The 19,330-nt window shown below is 59.0% G+C and carries 22 protein-coding genes; 16 read left to right on the top strand and 6 right to left on the bottom strand.

The genetic code is table 11. From position 1 onward, the window contains the following. Nucleotides 1-25: 25 nt before the first annotated feature. Complete coding sequence (locus ACR0NW_RS06980) at nt 26-703, top strand: orotate phosphoribosyltransferase (protein ID WP_170652258.1); 678 nt, start codon at nt 26-28, stop codon at nt 701-703. 200 nt (nt 704-903) lie between these two features. Then, nucleotides 904-2,394 (top strand): replicative DNA helicase, encoded by a 1,491-nt coding sequence (locus ACR0NW_RS06985; protein WP_170652256.1) that lies wholly within the window; start codon nt 904-906, stop codon nt 2,392-2,394. Here ACR0NW_RS06985 and ACR0NW_RS06990 read toward each other — a convergent pair. Next, the gene (locus ACR0NW_RS06990) at nt 2,391-3,143 is read right to left on the bottom strand and encodes a sulfite exporter TauE/SafE family protein (RefSeq protein WP_480449762.1); all 753 of its coding nucleotides are present in this window, start codon (nt 3,141-3,143) and stop codon (nt 2,391-2,393) included. The genes ACR0NW_RS06985 and ACR0NW_RS06990 overlap by 4 nt on opposite strands. Nucleotides 3,144-3,354: 211 nt before the next feature. Between ACR0NW_RS06990 and ACR0NW_RS06995 the strand changes: the two genes are divergently transcribed. The 12 genes from ACR0NW_RS06995 to ACR0NW_RS07050 all read left to right on the top strand — a co-directional run bounded on the left by ACR0NW_RS06995 (nt 3,355) and on the right by ACR0NW_RS07050 (nt 14,222). Then, complete coding sequence (locus ACR0NW_RS06995; protein WP_480449763.1) at nt 3,355-4,293, top strand: isopenicillin N synthase family dioxygenase; 939 nt, start codon at nt 3,355-3,357, stop codon at nt 4,291-4,293. Nucleotides 4,294-4,338: 45 nt separating this feature from the next. Further along, nucleotides 4,339-5,373, top strand: a complete 1,035-nt coding sequence (gene alr, locus ACR0NW_RS07000) for an alanine racemase (protein WP_480449764.1) — start codon at nt 4,339-4,341, stop codon at nt 5,371-5,373. After that, nucleotides 5,370-6,152 (top strand): MlaE family ABC transporter permease, encoded by a 783-nt coding sequence (locus tag ACR0NW_RS07005; RefSeq protein WP_170652248.1) that lies wholly within the window; start codon nt 5,370-5,372, stop codon nt 6,150-6,152. The genes alr and ACR0NW_RS07005 overlap by 4 nt, the downstream gene beginning before the upstream one ends. Beyond that, entirely contained in the window at nt 6,149-6,895 is a 747-nt protein-coding gene (locus ACR0NW_RS07010) for an ABC transporter ATP-binding protein (RefSeq protein WP_480449765.1), read from the top strand. The genes ACR0NW_RS07005 and ACR0NW_RS07010 overlap by 4 nt, the downstream gene beginning before the upstream one ends. After that, nucleotides 6,892-7,245, top strand: coding sequence for a hypothetical protein (locus ACR0NW_RS07015; RefSeq protein WP_480449766.1), 354 nt, complete (start codon nt 6,892-6,894; stop codon nt 7,243-7,245). The genes ACR0NW_RS07010 and ACR0NW_RS07015 overlap by 4 nt, the downstream gene beginning before the upstream one ends. A 19-nt stretch (nt 7,246-7,264) precedes the next feature. Beyond that, entirely contained in the window at nt 7,265-7,714 is a 450-nt protein-coding gene (locus tag ACR0NW_RS07020; protein WP_480449767.1) for a paraquat-inducible protein A, read from the top strand. 152 nt (nt 7,715-7,866) lie between these two features. Beyond that, a complete protein-coding gene (locus ACR0NW_RS07025) occupies nt 7,867-8,649 on the top strand; it encodes a kinetochore Spc7 family protein (RefSeq protein WP_480449768.1) in 783 nt (260 codons plus the stop codon). Nucleotides 8,650-8,745: 96 nt separating this feature from the next. Then, nucleotides 8,746-10,110 carry a DNA repair protein RadA gene (radA, locus tag ACR0NW_RS07030; RefSeq protein WP_170652238.1) on the top strand — a complete coding sequence of 455 codons (1,365 nt, stop codon included), beginning with the start codon at nt 8,746-8,748 and terminating at the stop codon, nt 10,108-10,110. 39 nt (nt 10,111-10,149) lie between these two features. After that, nucleotides 10,150-10,719 carry a CvpA family protein gene (locus ACR0NW_RS07035; RefSeq protein ID WP_170652236.1) on the top strand — a complete coding sequence of 190 codons (570 nt, stop codon included), beginning with the start codon at nt 10,150-10,152 and terminating at the stop codon, nt 10,717-10,719. Between the two features lie 720 nt (nt 10,720-11,439). Next, nucleotides 11,440-12,960: an amidophosphoribosyltransferase gene (purF, locus tag ACR0NW_RS07040; RefSeq protein ID WP_480449769.1), complete on the top strand. Its 1,521-nt coding sequence runs from the start codon at nt 11,440-11,442 to the stop codon at nt 12,958-12,960. Nucleotides 12,961-13,286: 326 nt separating this feature from the next. Then, nucleotides 13,287-13,535, top strand: coding sequence for a hypothetical protein (locus tag ACR0NW_RS07045; RefSeq protein WP_170652232.1), 249 nt, complete (start codon nt 13,287-13,289; stop codon nt 13,533-13,535). Between the two features lie 42 nt (nt 13,536-13,577). After that, the gene (locus ACR0NW_RS07050; RefSeq protein ID WP_480449770.1) at nt 13,578-14,222 is read left to right on the top strand and encodes an SDR family NAD(P)-dependent oxidoreductase; all 645 of its coding nucleotides are present in this window, start codon (nt 13,578-13,580) and stop codon (nt 14,220-14,222) included. 83 nt (nt 14,223-14,305) lie between these two features. On the opposite strand, the gene ACR0NW_RS07055 is transcribed toward ACR0NW_RS07050, so the two are convergent. The 4 genes from ACR0NW_RS07055 to ACR0NW_RS07070 form a co-directional block, all read right to left on the bottom strand. Next, entirely contained in the window at nt 14,306-15,148 is an 843-nt protein-coding gene (locus tag ACR0NW_RS07055; RefSeq protein WP_480449771.1) for an ATP-binding protein, read from the bottom strand. 116 nt (nt 15,149-15,264) lie between these two features. Continuing rightward, nucleotides 15,265-16,185 (bottom strand): twin-arginine translocase subunit TatC, encoded by a 921-nt coding sequence (tatC, locus tag ACR0NW_RS07060; protein WP_170652226.1) that lies wholly within the window; start codon nt 16,183-16,185, stop codon nt 15,265-15,267. Next, a complete protein-coding gene (tatB, locus tag ACR0NW_RS07065) occupies nt 16,182-16,640 on the bottom strand; it encodes a Sec-independent protein translocase protein TatB (protein WP_170652223.1) in 459 nt (152 codons plus the stop codon). Before tatB ends, tatC begins: the two co-directional genes overlap by 4 nt. A gap of 6 nt (nt 16,641-16,646) precedes the next feature. Beyond that, complete coding sequence (locus tag ACR0NW_RS07070) at nt 16,647-16,862, bottom strand: twin-arginine translocase TatA/TatE family subunit (protein WP_074734275.1); 216 nt, start codon at nt 16,860-16,862, stop codon at nt 16,647-16,649. Between the two features lie 220 nt (nt 16,863-17,082). On the opposite strand from ACR0NW_RS07070, the gene ACR0NW_RS07075 reads away from it, so the two are divergent. Together ACR0NW_RS07075 and ACR0NW_RS07080 are read left to right on the top strand one after the other, a co-directional pair. Continuing rightward, nucleotides 17,083-17,388 carry a hypothetical protein gene (locus ACR0NW_RS07075; RefSeq protein WP_480449772.1) on the top strand — a complete coding sequence of 102 codons (306 nt, stop codon included), beginning with the start codon at nt 17,083-17,085 and terminating at the stop codon, nt 17,386-17,388. A 21-nt stretch (nt 17,389-17,409) separates the two neighbouring features. Beyond that, a complete protein-coding gene (locus tag ACR0NW_RS07080) occupies nt 17,410-18,081 on the top strand; it encodes a helix-turn-helix transcriptional regulator (RefSeq protein ID WP_480449773.1) in 672 nt (223 codons plus the stop codon). 49 nt (nt 18,082-18,130) lie between these two features. Here ACR0NW_RS07080 and ACR0NW_RS07085 read toward each other — a convergent pair whose 3' ends face one another. Further along, a complete protein-coding gene (locus ACR0NW_RS07085) occupies nt 18,131-19,294 on the bottom strand; it encodes a LysM peptidoglycan-binding domain-containing protein (RefSeq protein WP_480449774.1) in 1,164 nt (387 codons plus the stop codon). Nucleotides 19,295-19,330 lie beyond the last annotated feature (36 nt).

Consider the following 19,330-nt stretch of genomic DNA (forward strand, 5'->3'; position numbering starts at 1 on the left):
CCGCTTTCTTTCAAGGATGACACCGATGATCCCCAGTTCTTACCCTGACGCCACGGAAATCGCCCGCCTCACGGCGCGGATGCTTTTGGAAATTAAGGCCGTGCATTTCAACGCGCGCGAGCCATTCACTCTGGCAAGCGGCCTGCCCAGCCCGACCTATATCGACTGCCGCAAGCTGATCTCGTACCCGCGTATCCGTTCGACCCTGATGGACTTCCTGACCGTCACCGTGATGCGCAATGCGGGTTTCGAAGCGTTCGACAACATCGCCGGGGGGGAAACCGCAGGCATTCCTTTCGCTGCGATGGTGGCCGAGCGCATGGCCCTGCCCATGACCTATGTGCGCAAGAAACCCAAAGGCTATGGCCGCAACGCCCGCATCGAAGGCGCGATGAGCGAAGGTGAGCGGGTGCTGCTGGTCGAGGATCTGACCACCGACGGCGGTTCGAAACTCAGCTTTGTCGATGCGATCCGCGATACCGGTGCGACCTGTGCCCACACCGCCGTGATCTTCTATTACGGCATCTTCCCGGAGACAGAAAAAACGCTGGGAGATCATGGTGTTCAGTTGCATCACCTCTGCACCTGGTGGGATGTTCTGGCCGAGGCCAAGGCACAAGGATCATTCGATCAGGAAACCCTGGATGGGGTCCAGGCGTTTCTGAACGATCCTCGTGCATGGCAGGAAGCCCGCAAATCCTGACGTGACGAAAACTGTTGCCGAAACGGAAACGCTTCGCCCTCGGCTGGCGTTTCCCACACAATATGTTGACGTAGTGCCCCTCGATCCTTCAATATGAGGGAAGTTAGAGATATGCACAGCATATCCCCAGAAAACATACAATTTGCGCCGACTCACGGCGCCGCGTTATGGCCTCTGTCCAAGGGACGGTGAGAGCAGCAATGAACGAGATAAGCAGTATCGAGCAGGCGGCAGCTCGGATTCAAAATGCCGAAACCATGCCGCATTCCATTGAGGCCGAGCAGCAGCTTCTGGGTGCGATCCTTACAAACAACGACCTATATGACCGGGTCGCGTCAGTCATCGGGGCCGATCATTTTTACGATCCGGTTCACGCCCGCATCTATGAGGTTGCCGCCGCTCGCATCGCCAAGAATGCGCTGGCCTCGCCTGTGACGCTGAAATCCTTCATGGCCGAAGATGAGGGTCTGAAGGAACTGGGCGGGCCCGCCTATCTTGTCAAACTGGCGGGCGCGTCGATCAGTGCCTTTGCCGTGCATGACTACGCCCAGATGATCTATGACCTTGCCATCCGGCGCGAGCTGATCCGGCTGGGCCGCGACATCTCGGACAAGGCGGCGCGGGTTGAAGTTTCCAGCGAACCAAAAGAACAAATCGTCGAGGCCGAGCAGCAACTTTATCAGTTATCCGAGCAGGGCCAGACCGAACAGGGTTTTCAATCCTTCCTCAAGGCGGTCACAGAAGCCGTCAACGTCACCAACGAAGCGTACCAGCGCGGTGGCGGCATGGCGGGGATTTCCACCGGTCTGGCCGACCTCGACAAGCAATTGGGTGGCCTGCATCCTTCGGACCTGATCATCCTTGCGGGGCGCCCGTCTATGGGGAAGACCTCGTTGGCGACCAACGTGGCGTTCAACGTCGCCAAAGCCTACAAGCGTGGCCTGAAACCGGACGGCACCGAGGGTGCGATTGACGGCGGCGTGGTTGGCTTCTTTTCTCTCGAAATGAGCGCCGAGCAGTTGGCGGGTCGTGTTCTGGCCGAAGCGTCCGAGATTTCCAGCCACAAGATCCGTCAGGGTGACATGACCGAGGCCGAGTTCCGCCGCTTCGTCGATGCCGCCAAAGAACTCGAGGCCTGCCCCTTGTTTATTGACGACACCCCGGCCCTGCCGATCTCGCAGCTGGCCGCCCGCGCGCGCCGGTTGAAGCGGACGCATGGGCTGGACCTTCTCGTGATCGACTATCTGCAGCTCTGCCGTGGCATGGCAGACAACCGCGTCAACGAGATTGCCGAGATTTCAATGGGTATGAAGGCCATCGCCAAGGAACTGAACATCCCGGTGATTGCTTTGTCCCAGCTCAGCCGTCAGGTCGAAAACCGCGACGACAAACGCCCGCAGCTGTCTGACCTGCGGGAATCGGGCTCAATCGAACAGGACGCCGACGTTGTGATGTTTGTGTTCCGCGAGGAGTACTACAAAGAGCGGGAAAAGCCCGGTGATCACGAGCTGGAAAAGATGGAAGAGTGGAAGCAGGCCATGGAACGCCTGCACGCCAAAGCCGAAGTTATCGTCGGAAAGCAGCGCCACGGCCCCATCGGCACGGTCGAACTCTCCTTCGAGGCCCAGTTCACCCGTTTTGGCAATCTGGTGAAACCGTGGCAGCAAGGCGGTCAGATCGAAGGCTATTAACCGGTCATAAAATAATACCCGGTCAGTAGCGCGCCAAACGCAATCACGATCAGCCTCAAGGCCTGTTGCGGTACGTGTCTGGACACCACTCCGCCGCCATATCCACCTATCGTGGCACCAACCATCATGATCAGCGCGTGCGGCCATGCAATGGCCGCACCAAGCCCGTAGATTCCGACCGCCAAAATGCTGACCCATCCAACCACAGCATTTTTCAGCGCGTTGGCGCGATGAAAATCGTCGTAGCCCGCGAGGATAAGGGCCGCCAGCATGACTTGCCCCAGCCCTGCCCCGAAGTACCCTCCGTAGACCGAAAAAAGAAACAGTGTGGGCCAGATTACGGCCTTTCCGGCCGCCTGACCCGAGATTCGGCGACGCAAGGCAGGCGCCACTGCAAATAGAAGGGTCGCAAAACCCATCAACCAAGGAACAAGGTCTTCGAACACACTGTTCCCAAACCACAAAAGAGCAATTGCCCCGACAACTCCCCCTCCACCGCAGACAAACAGCAAAGGCAGGATGGCAGTGCGCATGGCTTTCAACTCGACCCGAAACGCAGGTAAGGCGGCAAGATTTCCCGGTACCAAAGCAACAAAATTTGTGGCGTTGGCGGTCATTGGCGGCAAGCCAACGGCCATCAGCGCGGGAAAGGTGAAAAACGTTGCCCCTCCGGCCACAGCGTTCAGGGCACCGGCCAGAATGCCAACTGGCAGCAGGATCAAAGCAGTGGCGATGTCCATCGTTTCCATCCCGGCATCTCACTTCGTTACCCAAGTACGCGCAATCCCCTTGACCTGATTTGAACGCTGCGGCACAGATCACCCCATGATGATGTATCTTTCCCCTCTGCCGCGTCGTGAAATTCTCGCGCGGCATTTCGGCCACCGCCGGAAACGCTTTGCCGGATAGCCCGGGGGCGCAAACCGCCCCTGCGACAATCCAATTCAAAGCGAGAAAGATATGACTGAATTCACAGAAATCCCCGTCATTCGGTTGGGTAACCGTACCGATTCCGAAATCGCCGCCGAGTTTCGCGCGGCCTATGGCACCACCGGTTTCGGCTATATCGAAGACCACGGCATAGATCCGGCTCTGGTCGAGGCCGTCTATGACGCATCCCAGCGGTTCCATGCGCTGCCATTGGAAAACAAGATGGCGATCACCGTTGACCGCAGCCATCGCGGTTACATCCCGATCAACACCTCTACGGACGTCAACTCAACCTTGGCGGACGTTACCAAACCAAACCAGTCCGCAAGCTTCATGATGATGCGCGAGGACGAAAAGGCCGACCCGGACGTCTATCTGTCAGGCCCGAACCGCTGGCCCGATCTGCCCGGGTTTCGCGAAACGTTGCAGGCCTATACAGACGAGATGTCGAATCTGGGCCGCAGATTGATGAGGATCGCCCTGCAAGCTGCTGATGTTGCCGACACTTCCACGCTTGACGCCTTCGACGAACCGACGATCTGGCTGCGACTGCTTCACTATCCACCCCAGCCGGATGCCAGCCCCGACGATCTTTTCGGCTCGGCCCCGCATACAGACTTCGGCTGCCTGACATTGCTGTCGCAGGACAATGTGGGCGGTTTACAGGTCAAAACGCCTGCAGGTAACTGGGTCGACGTGCCCACCCGTCCCGGTGCGTTTGTCGTCAATGTCGGCGATATGCTGCACCGGATGAGCAACGGGCGGCTTCTGTCCACCCCGCACCGCGTCATCAACCGTTCCGGTCGTGAACGATATAGCGTTCCGTTCTTCTTTGATCCTCATGTGAATACAATGATCGAACCCTTGCCCGGAACCGGGGAACCCCGCTTTGAGCCCTTATTGTTTGCGGATTTTCTAAGGGGTGAGCTGGAAGCAGCTTATGACGCGCACAAACCCTCTGGAAATTGAGGCTTTCCCTCTTGACCTGCCGCGTTGCGATGTCATGAACGGGGCATGAGTACTGCACGTTTGACGATCAATCTTATGGCGCTCGCCCAGAACTGGCGGGCGCTTGACGCGAAGACGGGTGTCGAAACCGGCGCCGTGGTCAAGGCCGATGCCTACGGTCTGGGCGCCGGACCGGTTTCCAGCGCCCTTGCCGAAGCTGGCGCACGCAAGTTTTTTGTAGCCGCAGCCGAAGAAGGCGTTGCCGTGCGCGACGCGCTGGGTCCCGGCCCTTTGATTGCCGTTTTCTCGGGTCATATGGAGGGCGACGCCGATCTTTTGCGTCAGCATGACCTGACGCCGCTGATCAACTCTCCGGCGCAGTTTCAGCGACACCTCGAAGCTTTGCCGGATCATCCGTTCGGTATACAGCTGGACAGCGGAATGAACCGGCTGGGGCTGGAGCGCGCCGACTGGGCCGAGTTGCGCCACAAGGCCCTGCCGCTGAATCCCAAGGTCGTCATGTCTCATTTGGCCTGCTCTGACGAACCAAACCATCCGATGAACCAGCAGCAATTGCATGCGTTCCGGGAAATGACACACGGTATTCAGGCGCCGCGCTCTCTGGCGGCGACGGGTGGCACATTGCTTAGCCCCGAATTCCATTTTGATTTCTGCCGCCCCGGTATCGGCCTGTACGGCGGCTTGCCATTTGCCGAGGCCAAGACCGTCGTGACAGTGGACCTGCCAGTCATTCAAATCCGCGACGTTGCTGTGGGCGAGACCGTTGGCTATGGCAACACATGGACTGCGCGCCGCCCGTCCAAGATCGCAACGGTTTCAGCCGGTTACGCAGACGGCCTGCATCGCGCAATCGGCGGCGGGATTGACACCTTTGCGGGTGATCACCCCTGCCCGGTCGTCGGCCGCATCTCGATGGACCTGATCACCGTTGACGTAACCGACCTCGACTATGAACCGGACCGGCTCCGCATTCTCAACGGACACCAGACCGTCGACGATCTGGCCGAAGCGGCGGGCACGATCGGCTATGAAATCCTGACGTCGATGGGTGCCAGGTATTCACGGGGCTACGTGGAATGAACCCTCTTGCCGCGCTCGCCGGGCTGGGCCGGACGGTACTGACCGTTCTGGCCGCCTTTGGTCGGGTTGCCCTGTTTGCCCTGGATGCGGTGTCGCACATCTTTCGCCCGCCGTTTTACCCGCGTGAATTCGGCATGGCCCTGCTGAACATCGGCTGGCTGTCGCTACCGGTGGTCGGGCTGACCGCAATTTTTACCGGTGGCGCATTGGCCCTGCAGATCTACGCCGGCGGCGCACGTTTCAACGCCGAGGCGGTGGTGCCTCAGATCGTCGCCATCGGCATGGTGCGTGAACTTGGCCCCGTTCTGGTCGGCCTCATGATCGCCGCCCGGGTCACGTCGTCGATCGCGGCGGAAATCGCGACGATGAAAGTGACCGAACAGATCGACGCGCTGGTCACCCTGTCCACGCATCCGATGAAATACCTGACCGCGCCCCGCGTTCTGGCCGCGCTGATCACGGTACCGGTGCTTGTCGGCGTTGGCGACATCATCGGCATCGCCGGAGGGTATGTCGTGGCGACCCAGAACCTTGGCTTCAACCCGTCGGCCTATCTGCAGAACACCGTGGATTTCCTTGAAACCCGCGATATCGTCTCGTCATTGGTCAAGGGCGCTGTATTCGGCATGATCGCCGCCATCATGGGCTGCTATTACGGCATGACCTCAGGCCGCGGTGCACAGGGCGTGGGCCGGGCCACCAAGGGCTCGGTCGAGGCCGCCGCCGTTCTGATCCTTGCCGCCAACTTCGTGCTTACGGGGGTGTTCTTCTCGCTATGATCCGGATGGAGAACGTACATAAAGCCTTTGGCGATAACCTTGTCCTGCAGGGTATGAACCTTGAGATTCCCAAGGGCACCTCGATGGTCATCATCGGCGGGTCGGGCACGGGCAAGTCTGTTGCGCTCAAGTGTATTCTGGGGCTGATTACACCGGACAGCGGCAATATCTATGTCGACGGCAAAGACGCATCCAAAGGCGACCGCGACGCCTTTCTGGCGCGCTTTGGAATGCTGTTTCAGGGCGGCGCCTTGTTCGACTCGCTGCCCGTCTGGCAGAACGTCGCCTTCCGACTGCTGCGCGGGTCGCTGAAGCGCCCGGTGGACGAAGCACGCGAGATCGCCATCGACAAGCTGCGCCGCGTGGGCCTGCGCGCCAAGGTGGCCGACCTGTATCCGTCGGAACTGTCCGGCGGCATGCAGAAACGTGTGGGCCTTGCCCGCGCCATCGCCGCTGAGCCCGAGATTATCTTTTTCGACGAGCCAACCACCGGCCTCGATCCGATCATGTCCGGCGTCATCAACGACCTGATCCGCGAAATCGTGACCGAGATGGGCGCCACCGCGATGACCATCACTCACGACATGAGCTCCGTCCGCGCAATTGCCGACAATGTGGCGATGCTGCATGATGGTGTGATTCAATGGACCGGTCCTGTGGGACAGATGGATGCCTCGGGCGATCCGTATCTGGAGCAGTTCATCAGCGGGAGTGCGGAAGGGCCGATTGAGGCGGTGCGGTGAGTAGTGTTGGCGGCAATCTACTCAGCTCTGCCTCTGGTTCGTACGGGATAGTTGTATTTTTTTCTTGGATCACAGTAAACCGCTTACAAGCTGGGATACTTTTTCAGAAGCCAGTGTACGTTTTTGCACTCTTCGGCTTAGTTGGAGTGGCGCTTGCACATCTCGTTCTCTTTGCATTTCCGAACGCAAAATTTGCAGCGGAAGGTGTTGCGGCATTGGGCGTATCTATCGGCGCGGCACAGATGCACAAAAAGCTCCTTGAAAGAGTTCAGTCACCTAAGAAATGGAACTTAGCCATTTCGGCTATCTGGATAGTTTTCTTTGTGGTTTTATTGCTGAGCAATATTTGACAGCATCAACGCAAATCACATGCTTCGCATCGCCACACTCTCGCTCCTGATCCTCTACCCCATCGCGTGGTTCGCCCCGTTGATGCGCGCAGGTTTACTGCCGATCTTTGGCCTCAGCGAGATCAGCGTGATCACTGGCTTGCAGTCCCTCTGGCGCTCGGATGTCTTCCTTGCGTTGGTCGTTACTGCCTTTGCCCTTTTTGCGCCCTATATAAAAACCATCGGCACCGCGCTGATCCAATGGGATCTGCTGGACGCACGGGTTCAACCCGCCCTGCACATCCTCGGTAAACTCGCCATGGCCGACATTTTTCTGATCGCGCTTTACATCACCCTGGCCAAGGGCATTTCCTACGCGACCATCGAAACCGCATGGGGCCTTTATCTGTTTACAGGATGCATTCTGGCCTCTATCGCGTTGGGTCACGTTACGGAAATGCAACTCAAATCACGAAATGATCAGGCCTGATTGATCGAATTCAATAATTTGAGTACGATCATCCCTATTCGAGCAGCTGTTTATTATTAGTTATGGATCCGTCGCGGATCGTATTGTTAGGCACATGCACTCTCCGCTCCCGGGTCCGGTTCAAAGCCGGTTTCGAAAGGAGAAGGACAGCTATGGCCGCCTTCCACACAATGACACTGCAGCTTCAAAGCATCTTCCTACGCATAACTTTTTTCCTCATCTGCGCCGCCGCTCTGTTTTCCGTGACGGCCACGCTTCTCTCGGCAATTGGCATCTGGCCATGGCTTTCGATGCAGGCCGGGATCGGAGAGACCGCAATACCCAATGCGGGGGCTTATATTCAGATCGGCGTGACCTGCCTGGTCCTGATGCTGGCCTTTTATCTGCCTGCCAACGGGCGAATGATGGCGCTGGAAAATGCGCACCGAAAGTTTGCCCTGCAAATGCAGGACGTCGTGAATGCCTATCAGGTGGCTCATGCGGCTGACCGCAGTGGCGTGTTCTCATTGGCATCCGAATTCGACGCGGTGAAAGAGAGAATGGCCTTTATGCGCGATCACCCCGACCTGCAGGGACTGGAACCCGAGGTGCTGGAACTGGCGGCACAGATGAGCCAGATCAGCCACGAACTGGCCGACGTCTATGGTGAAACCAAGGTGAACCGGGCACGCACGTTCCTGAAGCAACGGCAGGAAGAAATCGAACTTTTCAAGGAGCGCATTGAAGAAGCGCAGATCATCATGCACGAATTGCGCCAGTGGACACGGGATGTCGAGATCGAGGAATCGATCGCGAAATCGCAACTTGGCCGTCTCAGGGATGAGTTGTTCGAGCTTCTTCCGGAACTGTCGGCTCAGCTTCAGCCCCCGCCGGACGGCACTGATCCCACAGCCGCCAGCATCATTGCAATGCCATCCCCCCGCGCGGCTGAATAGGTCACGCGCGGCCCTGTTAACGGCGCTGAGGACGCAGCGCGCCACAACGCCCGCAAGGGCTTGAAGAACAGCCCTTCCTCGTGCACCAAGGGCCGCATGGCTAAGACAAAATCCTTCTCCTGCTCTGCCTGTGGTGCGGCGCATTCCCGATGGTCCGGACGATGCGACGCATGCGGCGAGTGGAATACCATTTCTCAGGATGTTCCCCTGTCCTCCGGCCCCGCGTCCAAAACCCTTGGCGCCAGGCGCGGCCAGCCCGTGCCGCTTGGCGATCTGTCCACCGAAGAGGCCCCACCTCCGCGCACAATCTGCGGCGTGGACGAGTTGGACCGGGTGCTGGGCGGTGGCCTGGTTCCTGCCTCGGCAATATTGGTGGGGGGTGATCCGGGTATCGGCAAATCCACCCTTTTGCTGCAGGCTGCGGCGCGGTTCGCGCGGTCCGGCCTCAAAACGATATATGTGTCCGGGGAAGAAGCCAGCGCTCAGGTCCGTATGCGGGCGCGGCGACTGGGTCTGACCGATGCGCCGGTGCAACTGGCCGCCGAAACCAACCTGCGCAACATCCTCACGACGCTCGAGGCGGAAAAGCCGGGTCTGGCGATCATCGACTCGATCCAGACGATGTGGGCCGACAATGTAGATAGCGCCCCCGGCTCGGTCAGTCAGGTTCGCGCGGCGGCGCATGAGCTGACTACGTTTGCCAAACGACACGGCGTTTCGATCGTCATGGTCGGTCATGTCACCAAAGAAGGCCAGATCGCCGGTCCGCGCGTGGTGGAACACATGGTGGACACCGTCCTGTACTTTGAAGGCGAGCGCGGGCATCAGTTCCGCATCTTGCGCGCGGTCAAGAACCGCTTTGGTCCCGCTGACGAGATCGGCGTCTTCGAAATGACCGGCGGCGGGCTGACCGAGGTTCGCAACCCTTCGGCCCTTTTTCTGTCCGAACGCGGTGCGCCCAGCCCCGGCTCGGCCGTTTTTGCAGGGATCGAGGGCACGCGCCCGGTTCTGGTCGAATTGCAGGCGCTCGTCGCACCCTCTCCTCATTCACAGGCACGACGCACCGTCGTAGGCTGGGACAGCGGTCGACTGGCCATGATTCTCGCCGTGCTCGAAGCCCGCTGCGGCATCCCTTTTGCGGGGCTGGATGTATATCTAAATGTCGCTGGTGGTTTGAAAATTTCCGAACCTGCCGCCGATCTGGCAGTTGCCGCCGCCCTGTTGAGTGCACGAGAAGACACCGCCTTGCCCGCCGATACCGTGGTTTTTGGTGAAATTTCACTCTCAGGTGCCCTCAGACCCGCCCCTCAGACCGAAAACAGGTTGAAAGAAGCGCAAAAACTTGGTTTCACAGCGGCAATCGCTCCGGCAGGCGGCAAGACCGGTACTGTGGCAGGTCTGTCACTTACCCGGCCCAGCGATTTGGTGGGGTTTGTTGGCGAAACCTTCGGAGCGGGGTAGTATCCCGTCCGAGGGGCAGAAAAAGAACAGGCGAGGGCCATGGAAGGTTTTACAATAATTGACGGGGTCGTTGCCCTGATCGTCGTCGTATCAGGCCTGCTGGCCTATTCCCGCGGCCTCGTTCGTGAAGTTCTCGCGATCGCCGGATGGGTGGCGGCAGCCGTTCTTGCGTTTATCTTTGCGCCTCAGGCAATGCCTCTGGTCAAGGAAATACCGGTTGTCGGAGAGTTCCTGCGCGACAGTTGTGAACTGGCCGTCATCACCTCGTTCGCGGCGGTGTTTGCTGTTGCCCTGATCGTTGTCAGCATCTTCACGCCCCTGTTTTCTTCGTTGGTGCAACGTTCCGCGCTTGGCGGCTTGGATCAGGCGCTCGGGTTCTTCTTTGGCATCGCACGCGGCATTTTGTTGGTGGCTATCGCGTTCTTTGTCTACGACACCGTAATGACCGGTCAGAATTACACGATCGTTGATGACAGCCGTTCGGCTCAGGTCTTTCAACAGATGAGCGACAAGATCGAAGAGCAGAACCCCGAAGCCGCCCTTGGCTGGGTCACCCGCCAGTACGAAGAACTGGTCGGCAGCTGCAACGAAGGCCTTCAGGAACAGTAATCACAGTCGGAACCGACAAACACGCCATCGCAGGTTCTTTGTTGTTTCACAAATGCCCGGCATTTCGCCGGGCATTCCCATTTGGACCCAAGACGTTTTGCCCAGCCGTCCTGTCGTTCAACTGTTGATGAATCCTTCACCACCACAAATCGAACACCGGGTGCTCTTCAGGCCAAAACAACCGCTGCATTGATTGTATTGCCTGTTGCCATAGATATCCGTGCCCTTGAACACCTGCCCGGTTCCATTGCAAATCTGACAAGGAGCGCGTCCCGACCCGCGACACCGATGGCACCGCCTTTTTACCGGCTCGTCCTTACGTCCTTGCGGCTTGTGTTCCCACATCGGTACGTCCTGCCTGCCCGCTGATCACCCGTTCAAGACCACTTCTACAATATGACAGCACATACCGCTTGTTTTGTCATTATTTATTGGCAAAGCCTGTGCATTATCGGGTTTCGCGCATGTTGCGGCTGCAACAAATGTGATCCTTTGGTGACATGGGCCGTCTGAGGCATTATGTGAGTGCCAAACCCGCCACGGAATCGGAGCTGCCGGTCTTGTTCTTTCTGTTTTCATGTGCGCTCGTCGCAGTGATATCAGTTGTCTGGGCATGTGAAACAGCCCCACTTGCAGGCAAGGTTCCTGACGGGTGGACAAACCGATCCGAAAAGCCGGTCAAACTCAGCGCAACAACGTCATAGAAATTGGAGCCCGTATATGTGTGGGATTTTGGGGATCGCAAACAGGACAGATGATGTCTTTGCGGAAATCTATGACGGGCTGCTGATGCTGCAGCACCGGGGTCAGGACGCCTCGGGTATCGTCACCTATACGGGCGAGTTTTTCCGGGAACGCAAGGCCAACGGTCTGGTCAAGGACGTGTTTGGTGCCAGCGACGCCGAAACGCTATTGGGCAAGGTCGGGATCGGGCATGTGCGATATCCCACCGCCGGGTCGCTCAGCGCGTCCGAGGCACAGCCGTTCTTCGTCAACGCGCCCTACGGCATCTACCTGGTTCATAACGGCAATATCACCAACACCGAAGAACAGCGCGAGAAGGTCACTGCAAAATACAGCCGCCACCTGCGCACCACCTCGGATTCCGAGGTTCTGCTGAACGTGCTGGCCGACAAGGTGGCCGATGCGATCAAGGTGAACGGCAATGCCGACCCGATCCGCAACCTGTTTGCGGGCGTCAAGATGACGATGGAGCGGGTGCAGGGGGCCTATTCGGTGATCTGTCTGGTCGCTGGCGTCGGCATGTTGGCCTTCCGCGACCCCAACGGCATCCGCCCGCTGTCGGTGGCCCGGCGCGAGGCTCCGGGGGACGGTGACGATTATGCCTTTGCGTCCGAGGACGTGGCTTTTGGCATCAACGGATTCGACAAGCTGCGCGACCTGAACCCGGGCGAGGCGATCCTGATCGACCTCGACGGCAATATGCATGAATTCCAGGCGGTCGAAGGCAAGCTGACCCCCTGCATTTTCGAATATGTCTATCTGGCCCGCCCGGATTCGCTGCTGGATGGCGTGTCGGTCTACAAGACCCAGATGCGCATGGGGCAGACGCTGGCGAAGCAAATTCAGGATTCGGGGCTTGAGATCGACCGGATCATCCCTGTCCCCGACAGCGCCCGCCCAGTCGCACTGGAGGCCGCCAAGATCACCGGCATCCCCTACCGCGAGGGTCTGGTAAAGAACCGTTACGTTGGCCGTACCTTCATCATGCCCGGTCAGGAGGAGCGGCAGAAATCCGTGCGCCGCAAGCTGAACGCCGTGCCGCTGGAATTTGCCGGGCATAATGTGCTGCTGATCGACGATTCCATCGTACGCGGCAACACGATCAAGAAGATTGTGCAGATGTGCCGCGAGGCCGGTGCAAAGAAGGTCTATATCGCCAGCGCCTCTCCCCCCGTGAAATATCCCAATGTCTATGGCATCGACATGCCCACACGGCATGAACTGATCGCCAATGGCAAAGAGATCGAGGATATCCGGCAGGAACTAGGCGCGGATGCGCTGTTCTATCAGAACCTTGACGATCTGATCTGGGCCGCCAAGGAAGGCAACCCCGAGATCGAGGCTTTCGACTGCTCGTGCTTTGACGGCAATTACGTAACCGGCGTCGACGGCGAGTATCTGGACAGTCTGGAAAACAGCAGCCGCGCAAGCAAAAAGAAACAGGACATGCAGGTCGTCGGCGGGTCGTGGAACGCTGCAAAACTGGCCTCTGGCTGAAGCGGTCTACCAATAACCGGACTTCGAGGCGTCTGCCGGAAATTCCAATGGTTAGGACCTGATTCAAAGACGGCGAATCGACATCCCGAACGGGCGTTGGAACACTCTGACGCCCGTTTTCTGTAATACCTGTTTAGTACCTTTCGGTACATTTCCGCCTACAACTCTTCGATGAACAGAGTGCATTTGCAAAGGCTTCCCTACGCGCTCTCCGCGTGGTGTCTTACCGCCCCCGACAAGACTTTTGTTCCCCTGCCCGATTTGATAACCGGCGGCTAACACCACTCATAAAACAAGGGGTCCGAATGCCGTTCGGGCCACGAACCATGTCAAACGCCACCGTCAAAAGCGCGGCCACGCAAAAGGGCGCGCTCAAGAAGAGCTCGGTTTCCGTTTTGGGAGTCTTTGGCTCAAAAACCAACATGCGGGCGCTGATGCGCCTGTCATCTGGCCGTGTCAAAGAAGTTAAACCGGGCAGCCGCGTGGCTTCGGGCACAGTCGTTGCGATCGACGAACACGGCGTCATGCTGCGACAAAGCGGCCAGACAAAGCGGATCGCCATCCCCGGACGCTGATCCTGACTTGACGCTCCGTGCGCATCGGTTCAAACCCCGCCTATGACCGATCAGACCAAACTTGCCCTCATCACCGGGGCCTCACGCGGATTGGGCGCAGCCCTGGCCGAGGCGCTGGCACCCCAATACCATATCATCGCCGTTGCCCGAACCACCGGCGGGCTGGAGGAACTGGACGATCGCATTCAGGCGAAAGGCGGGTCCGCGACACTGGCACCGATGGATATTACCGACCCCAACGCGATGGCCACGCTGTGCCGTGGTATTCATGATCGGTGGGGCAAACTGGATCTGTGGTTGCACACGGCTATCCACACAGCCCCCCTGACCCCTGCGCCGTTTATCGACCCCAAGGACTGGAAAAAGTCGGTGGACGTGAACGCGACGGCCACGTCGGTTCTGATCCCCTATGTCGCCCCGCTTTTGGGCGAAACGGGACAGGCTGTGTTTTTTGACGACCCGAAGGCGGGCGAGAAATTCTTCAGCACCTATGGCGCAACCAAGGCGTCGCAGATGGCGCTGGCACGCAGCTGGGCCGCTGAAACGGTACGCACTGGCCCGCGCGTGAAGATCATCGAACCAGAGCCCATGGCGACCGCTTTGCGGGCCCGTTTCCATCCTGGTGAAGACCGATCGGTTCTCGCTAAACCGGCTGACGAGGCACAGCGCATTCTCGCGCTGTTGTAGGATGGCCCGTTCCGGGCCATGCCTCTGGCAGCCGTAACTGGAACGAGAAGACGTTGCGGGTCGCGCTGCCTGTTGGACTGTTACTATTGGATATGAACGCCGTTGCGCCCTGCCAGATCGACAAAGAACTGCCAGGCAACACGTCCTGAACGGGCGCCGCGCGTTGCCTGCCATTCGATGGCTTCGGCGCGGAGGGCTTCTGGTTCGACTTGCACACCATACGCCGCGCAATACCGGTCGATCATTGCCAGATATTCATCCTGATCGCAGGGGTGAAAACCCAACCACAGGCCAAACCTGTCCGATAGCGACACCTTCTCTTCGACTGCCTCAGAGGGGTTGATGGCGCTGGAGCGCTCGTTTTCGATCATGTCGCGCGGCATCAGGTGGCGGCGGTTTGAGGTGGCATAAAACACCACGTTTTCGGGCCGCCCTTCGATGCCCCCGTCCAGCACGGCCTTTAGTGACTTGTAATGCTGATCATCGTGACTGAATGACAGGTCATCGCAGAACAGGATAAAGCGGTAGGGCGCGGCGCGCAGATGGTTCAGCAGACGCGCGACCGAGCCCATATCCTCGCGCTGAAGCTCGACCAGCTTCAGATTGGGGTGTTCGGTCTGAAGTGTTCCGTGCACGGATTTGACCAGACTGGATTTCCCCATACCGCGCGCACCCCAGAGCAGCGCATTGTTGGCCTTGAACCCGGCTGCAAACCGCCGCGTGTTATCCAGCAGAGTATCGCGGGACCGGTTGATGCCCACCAGCAGGTCCAGATCGACCCGGTTGACCTGCACCACCGGTTCCAGTCGATCCGGTTCAACATGCCACACGAATGCCGGGGCGGAATTGAAATCAGGCGCGGCCAGAGGCGCCGGGACCATCCGTTCCAGTGCTTCTGCGATACGGTTCAGGGATTGGTCGTCCATGCGCTCCTCCGGTCTGACTGGCGGGTTTCAAACCACGTTCCGCCGCTCACAACAAGGGTTCAAAAGAAAAAGGCGCACCGGGAACGGTGCGCCTGCTTTCTGATTGTCCGAATTGATTACTTGTCAGATTCGGACTCTGCCATCATGGCCTCATCCTCGGCCTCTTCATCGTCATAGTAGCCGTCGGCCCGCAATTGCGCCTCACGCTTCTTTTCGACCCGCGCGACAAGGAAGATCGACACTTCGTAAAGGCCATAGACGACAACAAACAGGATGATTTGAGTGATCACATCCGGCGGCGTGACAAGCGCGGCCAAGACCAGAATGCCCACCATCGCATATTTTCGAACACTGCCCAGCCCCTCTGCGCTGACCAGCCCGGCCTTGCCCATAAGCGTCAGCAGAACAGGCAACTGAAAACACAAACCAAAGGCAAGGATGAACTTCAGCGTAATATCGAGCGACTCGTTAACCTTGCCGAAGAACGTGATCTTCACACCTTCAGTGGTTTCCGGAACGACCACGATCTCTTCCGGAACATCACCGGTCGTCGCCGACAGAAGGTTGGCAAAAATCGAACTGACGTCCGCAAAGCCCAGAAAGAACTGCATCGCCAACGGCGTGACCACAAACTGAGCAAAGGCAGCACCCAGCAGGAACATGAACGGTGACGCGATCAGAAACGGCAGGAACGCGCCCTTTTCAGATCGATACAGCCCCGGCGCCACAAAACGCCACAGCTGATACGAAATCACCGGAAACGCCAATGCAAACCCGAAAACCATGGAAATCCGGAACAGCGTAAACAGGTATTCCTGCGGTGAGGTGTATTGCAGTGTCGGTGATGGATCACCCAGTTCGCGCAACGTTGCCTCGATCGGTTGCACCAAAAACTGCAGGATCGGCTCCGCAACTGTGAACGCCACAACGATGCCGACAATAAACGCAATGACCGCGCGGATCAGCCGCGTGCGTAACTCGGCCAGATGCTCAATCAATGGGGCCGAGGAATCCTCGATCTCGTCGGTGTTGGTCATGTCTTGCTTTCAGTGTTCAGCGCGGCTTCGGCTTCTTCGGCCTTGGCCAGGGCATCAGCGGCTTCCTGGGCCTTCCGTTCCGCAGCGGCGCGGGCAGTGGTGGCCTGAATTTTCTTGGCTTGCTCGGCCCGTTCAGCGGCCAGCTTGCCGGTCTCGCTTTCCGAGTCGAACTTGGTTGGATCAATGCTTTTCGCCATGTCCTGCGCCGCTTCCTTGACGCTGTCCATTGCGGTACCGACCGGATTCGTCGCCGCGTTCAGACCCTTGCGGATCTCGTTCACGCCAGCCTCGTCCGCCGCTTCGTTCATCGCGTTGCTGAACTCGCGCGCCATACCCCGGGCTTTGCCCACCCAGCGGCCGACGTTGCGGAACAGCACCGGCAAGTCCTTTGGCCCCACCACAATCAGGGCGACGACGCCAATGACCAGAAGTTCGGTCCAGCCCAGATCAAACATGCCGGATCAGACCTTGTCCTTGTCGGTCTCGGGCGTAACGTCCTTGGCCAGCTCCGAAGCATCCTGCTCCAGTTCGTCCGCGCCTTCTTTGACGCCTTTCTTGAACGAGGTGATGCCCTTGCCCACTTCGCCCATCAGCGAACTGATTTTGCCACGGCCAAACAGAACCAGCACCACAACGGCGATCAGCAGAAGACCGGGAAGACCGATATTGTTGAGCATGTCTTTTCTCCTTTTGCGTCGGCGCTGTTCGCGCCGTGAATTCGATTTCGACCTGTGTTTACGCCCCCATGGCCGCCCACAAAAGGGAAGCAGATCAAATTGGCGTTCAAAATTGATGTGATCGCGCGATTTTTGGGGACTCGCTTTCCTCAACTGACAGGTTTATGTCAGTTGAGGGTGGCTAGGAAGAGGCATCGAAACCTGGTCAACGGAGACTCAAATGACCCACGTCGCAGAAATCGTCACCTTTACCCTCGCCAATGGGACCACCCCGGAAGAGTTCGTTAAACTCAGCCAGGCGTCCGAGGCCTTTGTCCGCGCTGCCCCCGGTTTTGCCCATCGGCAATTGAGTCAGGGTGAGGATGGCCGCTGGACCGATTATGTCATCTGGAAAGACATGAAGGCCGCGCAAGATGCTGCCGCGCAATTCCCGCAGCAGGACTTTGCCCCGGCCCTGATGGCAGTAATCAACCCCGACAGCGTCCAGATGCGTCATGAGAACGTGCTATGGAACATGACCGCCTAAAGCCGGTCCGGACGGCGTTTCATGCGCCGCACTGACCGTCTGTTCGATATCATCCAGATTCTGCGCGATGGCAAACTTCACCGCGCGCAGGACATCGCGGACCGGCTTGAGGTGTCGGTCCGCACGATCTATCGCGACATGGACACATTGGTCGCTTCGGGCGTCCCGGTCGAGGGCGAACGCGGTGTGGGCTACATGGTGCGTGAACAGATCACCCTGCCCCCGCTCAACCTGACACCGGCCGAGTTGGAGGCGCTGAACCTCGGGATGGCCATTGTGGCCGAGGCCGCCGACCCGGACCTCAAAGCTGCAGCCGAATCTCTGGCCGACAAGATTGATACCGTCCTGCCGACACAGGTTGTCGCCGAAGCTGATGCCTGGAAATTCGCGGTCTACCCCTTTGCCGATGCCGCGCGTGGACTGGCCCACATGGCCCCGATTCGGGCCGCAATCAAGTCACGCCAGAAATTGCGTCTGTCCTACCGCCGGATCGACGGGGTTTCCACAGACCGGATCATCCGCCCGCTGCACATGGAATATTGGGGCCGCGTCTGGACACTGACCGCGTGGTGCGAGTTGCGTGACGCGTTCCGTGTGTTCCGGATTGATCTGATCGAAGCCGTCGCACCATTGCCAGAGGTCTTTGCCGATGAGCCCGGCAAACGTCTGGCCGACTATGATCCAGACGCCTGACGGGCATAAGACCCGGCATGCCCTCGCAGGAGGAATTGCCCCCAATTTGCTACTTCAGATAGGGCTCGGGGTCGACTGACTCGAACCCCTGACGCACTTCGAAATGCACATAGGCGTTGTCACCGCCGCGCAGCGACGCGATCTTTTGCCCGCGCTTGACCCGATCGCCCTTTTTAACCGAGATCGCATCGACGTTGGCATAAACCGTCAGCAGGTCGTTCTTGTGCCGCACCACGACGATCGGCACCTGATCCGCATCAGCAGTGATTGCCGCCACGGTTCCCGCTTCGGCTGCGGTCACTGCGGTACCCGGCGCTGCCGCGATGTCGATGCCTTCATTCTTACCCTTGCTGTATGGCCGAACGATCTTGCCGGACACCGGCAGAGCCAGCGCCGAATTTGCCGCGCCACTGGGCGCCTCTGCGGTCACATCGGGCGCAGGTGTAAGCGGCGCGATATTTTCATCGGGCAATGGTTGCGTCGCACTGGGTGGCGTCGGCGTCTGCGACCCCTGCCCCGGCTGCGACGTCGGTTCGACCACCGTCGGGGCCACGGTTGCTTGCGGCGCGGCCTGATTCTTGACCGGGATCAGAAGGAACTGCCCTTCGCGTACCATGAAATCCGAGCCCAGCCCGTTCCATTCCGCCAGGGATTCGACCGGCACCTGATAGAGGCGCGCAATGGTATAGGCCGTCTCTCCGCGTTTGACCTTGTGTCGAACGGGTTCCGGGCCGGACGCAACCGGCGCAGGCGCGGGTTTGGCCGGTTCCAGCGTTGTCGTCTGCACCGCTTCCGTGCCCGGAGCGGAATCGATGGCTGTAGTAGCGATAGTCTCAATATCGACAGTGCCTGCCGCTCCGCCGACCGAGCGCGGCAAGGCAAGCACTTCGCCCTCTCGCAACGCATCGTCTGTGGACAACCCGTTGAATCGCGCCAGTTCCCCTTCGGGCAGACCAACGCGCGCCGCGACATCTCTGACGGTGTCACCGCTTTTTGCGACCGCAACCTGATAGTTCGGATACGTGATCACACCACGCGCATCCGGTGCCGGTCGGCTGGATGTGCTGGCGGTCTGCGCAGCGTTGGTGGTGGAAAAACCACCCAGCTGACCGCGCAGGTCGTAGTCCAGCGGCCCTTCGCAAGCAGCCAGAGCCATCAAGCCCGCGACCGCGGTCGCAGGGCGAAAAATACCTGATTTTGAAACTGCTCTCATCTCTCTATCCTCAAAGGCCGCCCCTGTTGGCCGGGG

Source organism: Ruegeria sp. CF5, from assembly GCF_056537325.1.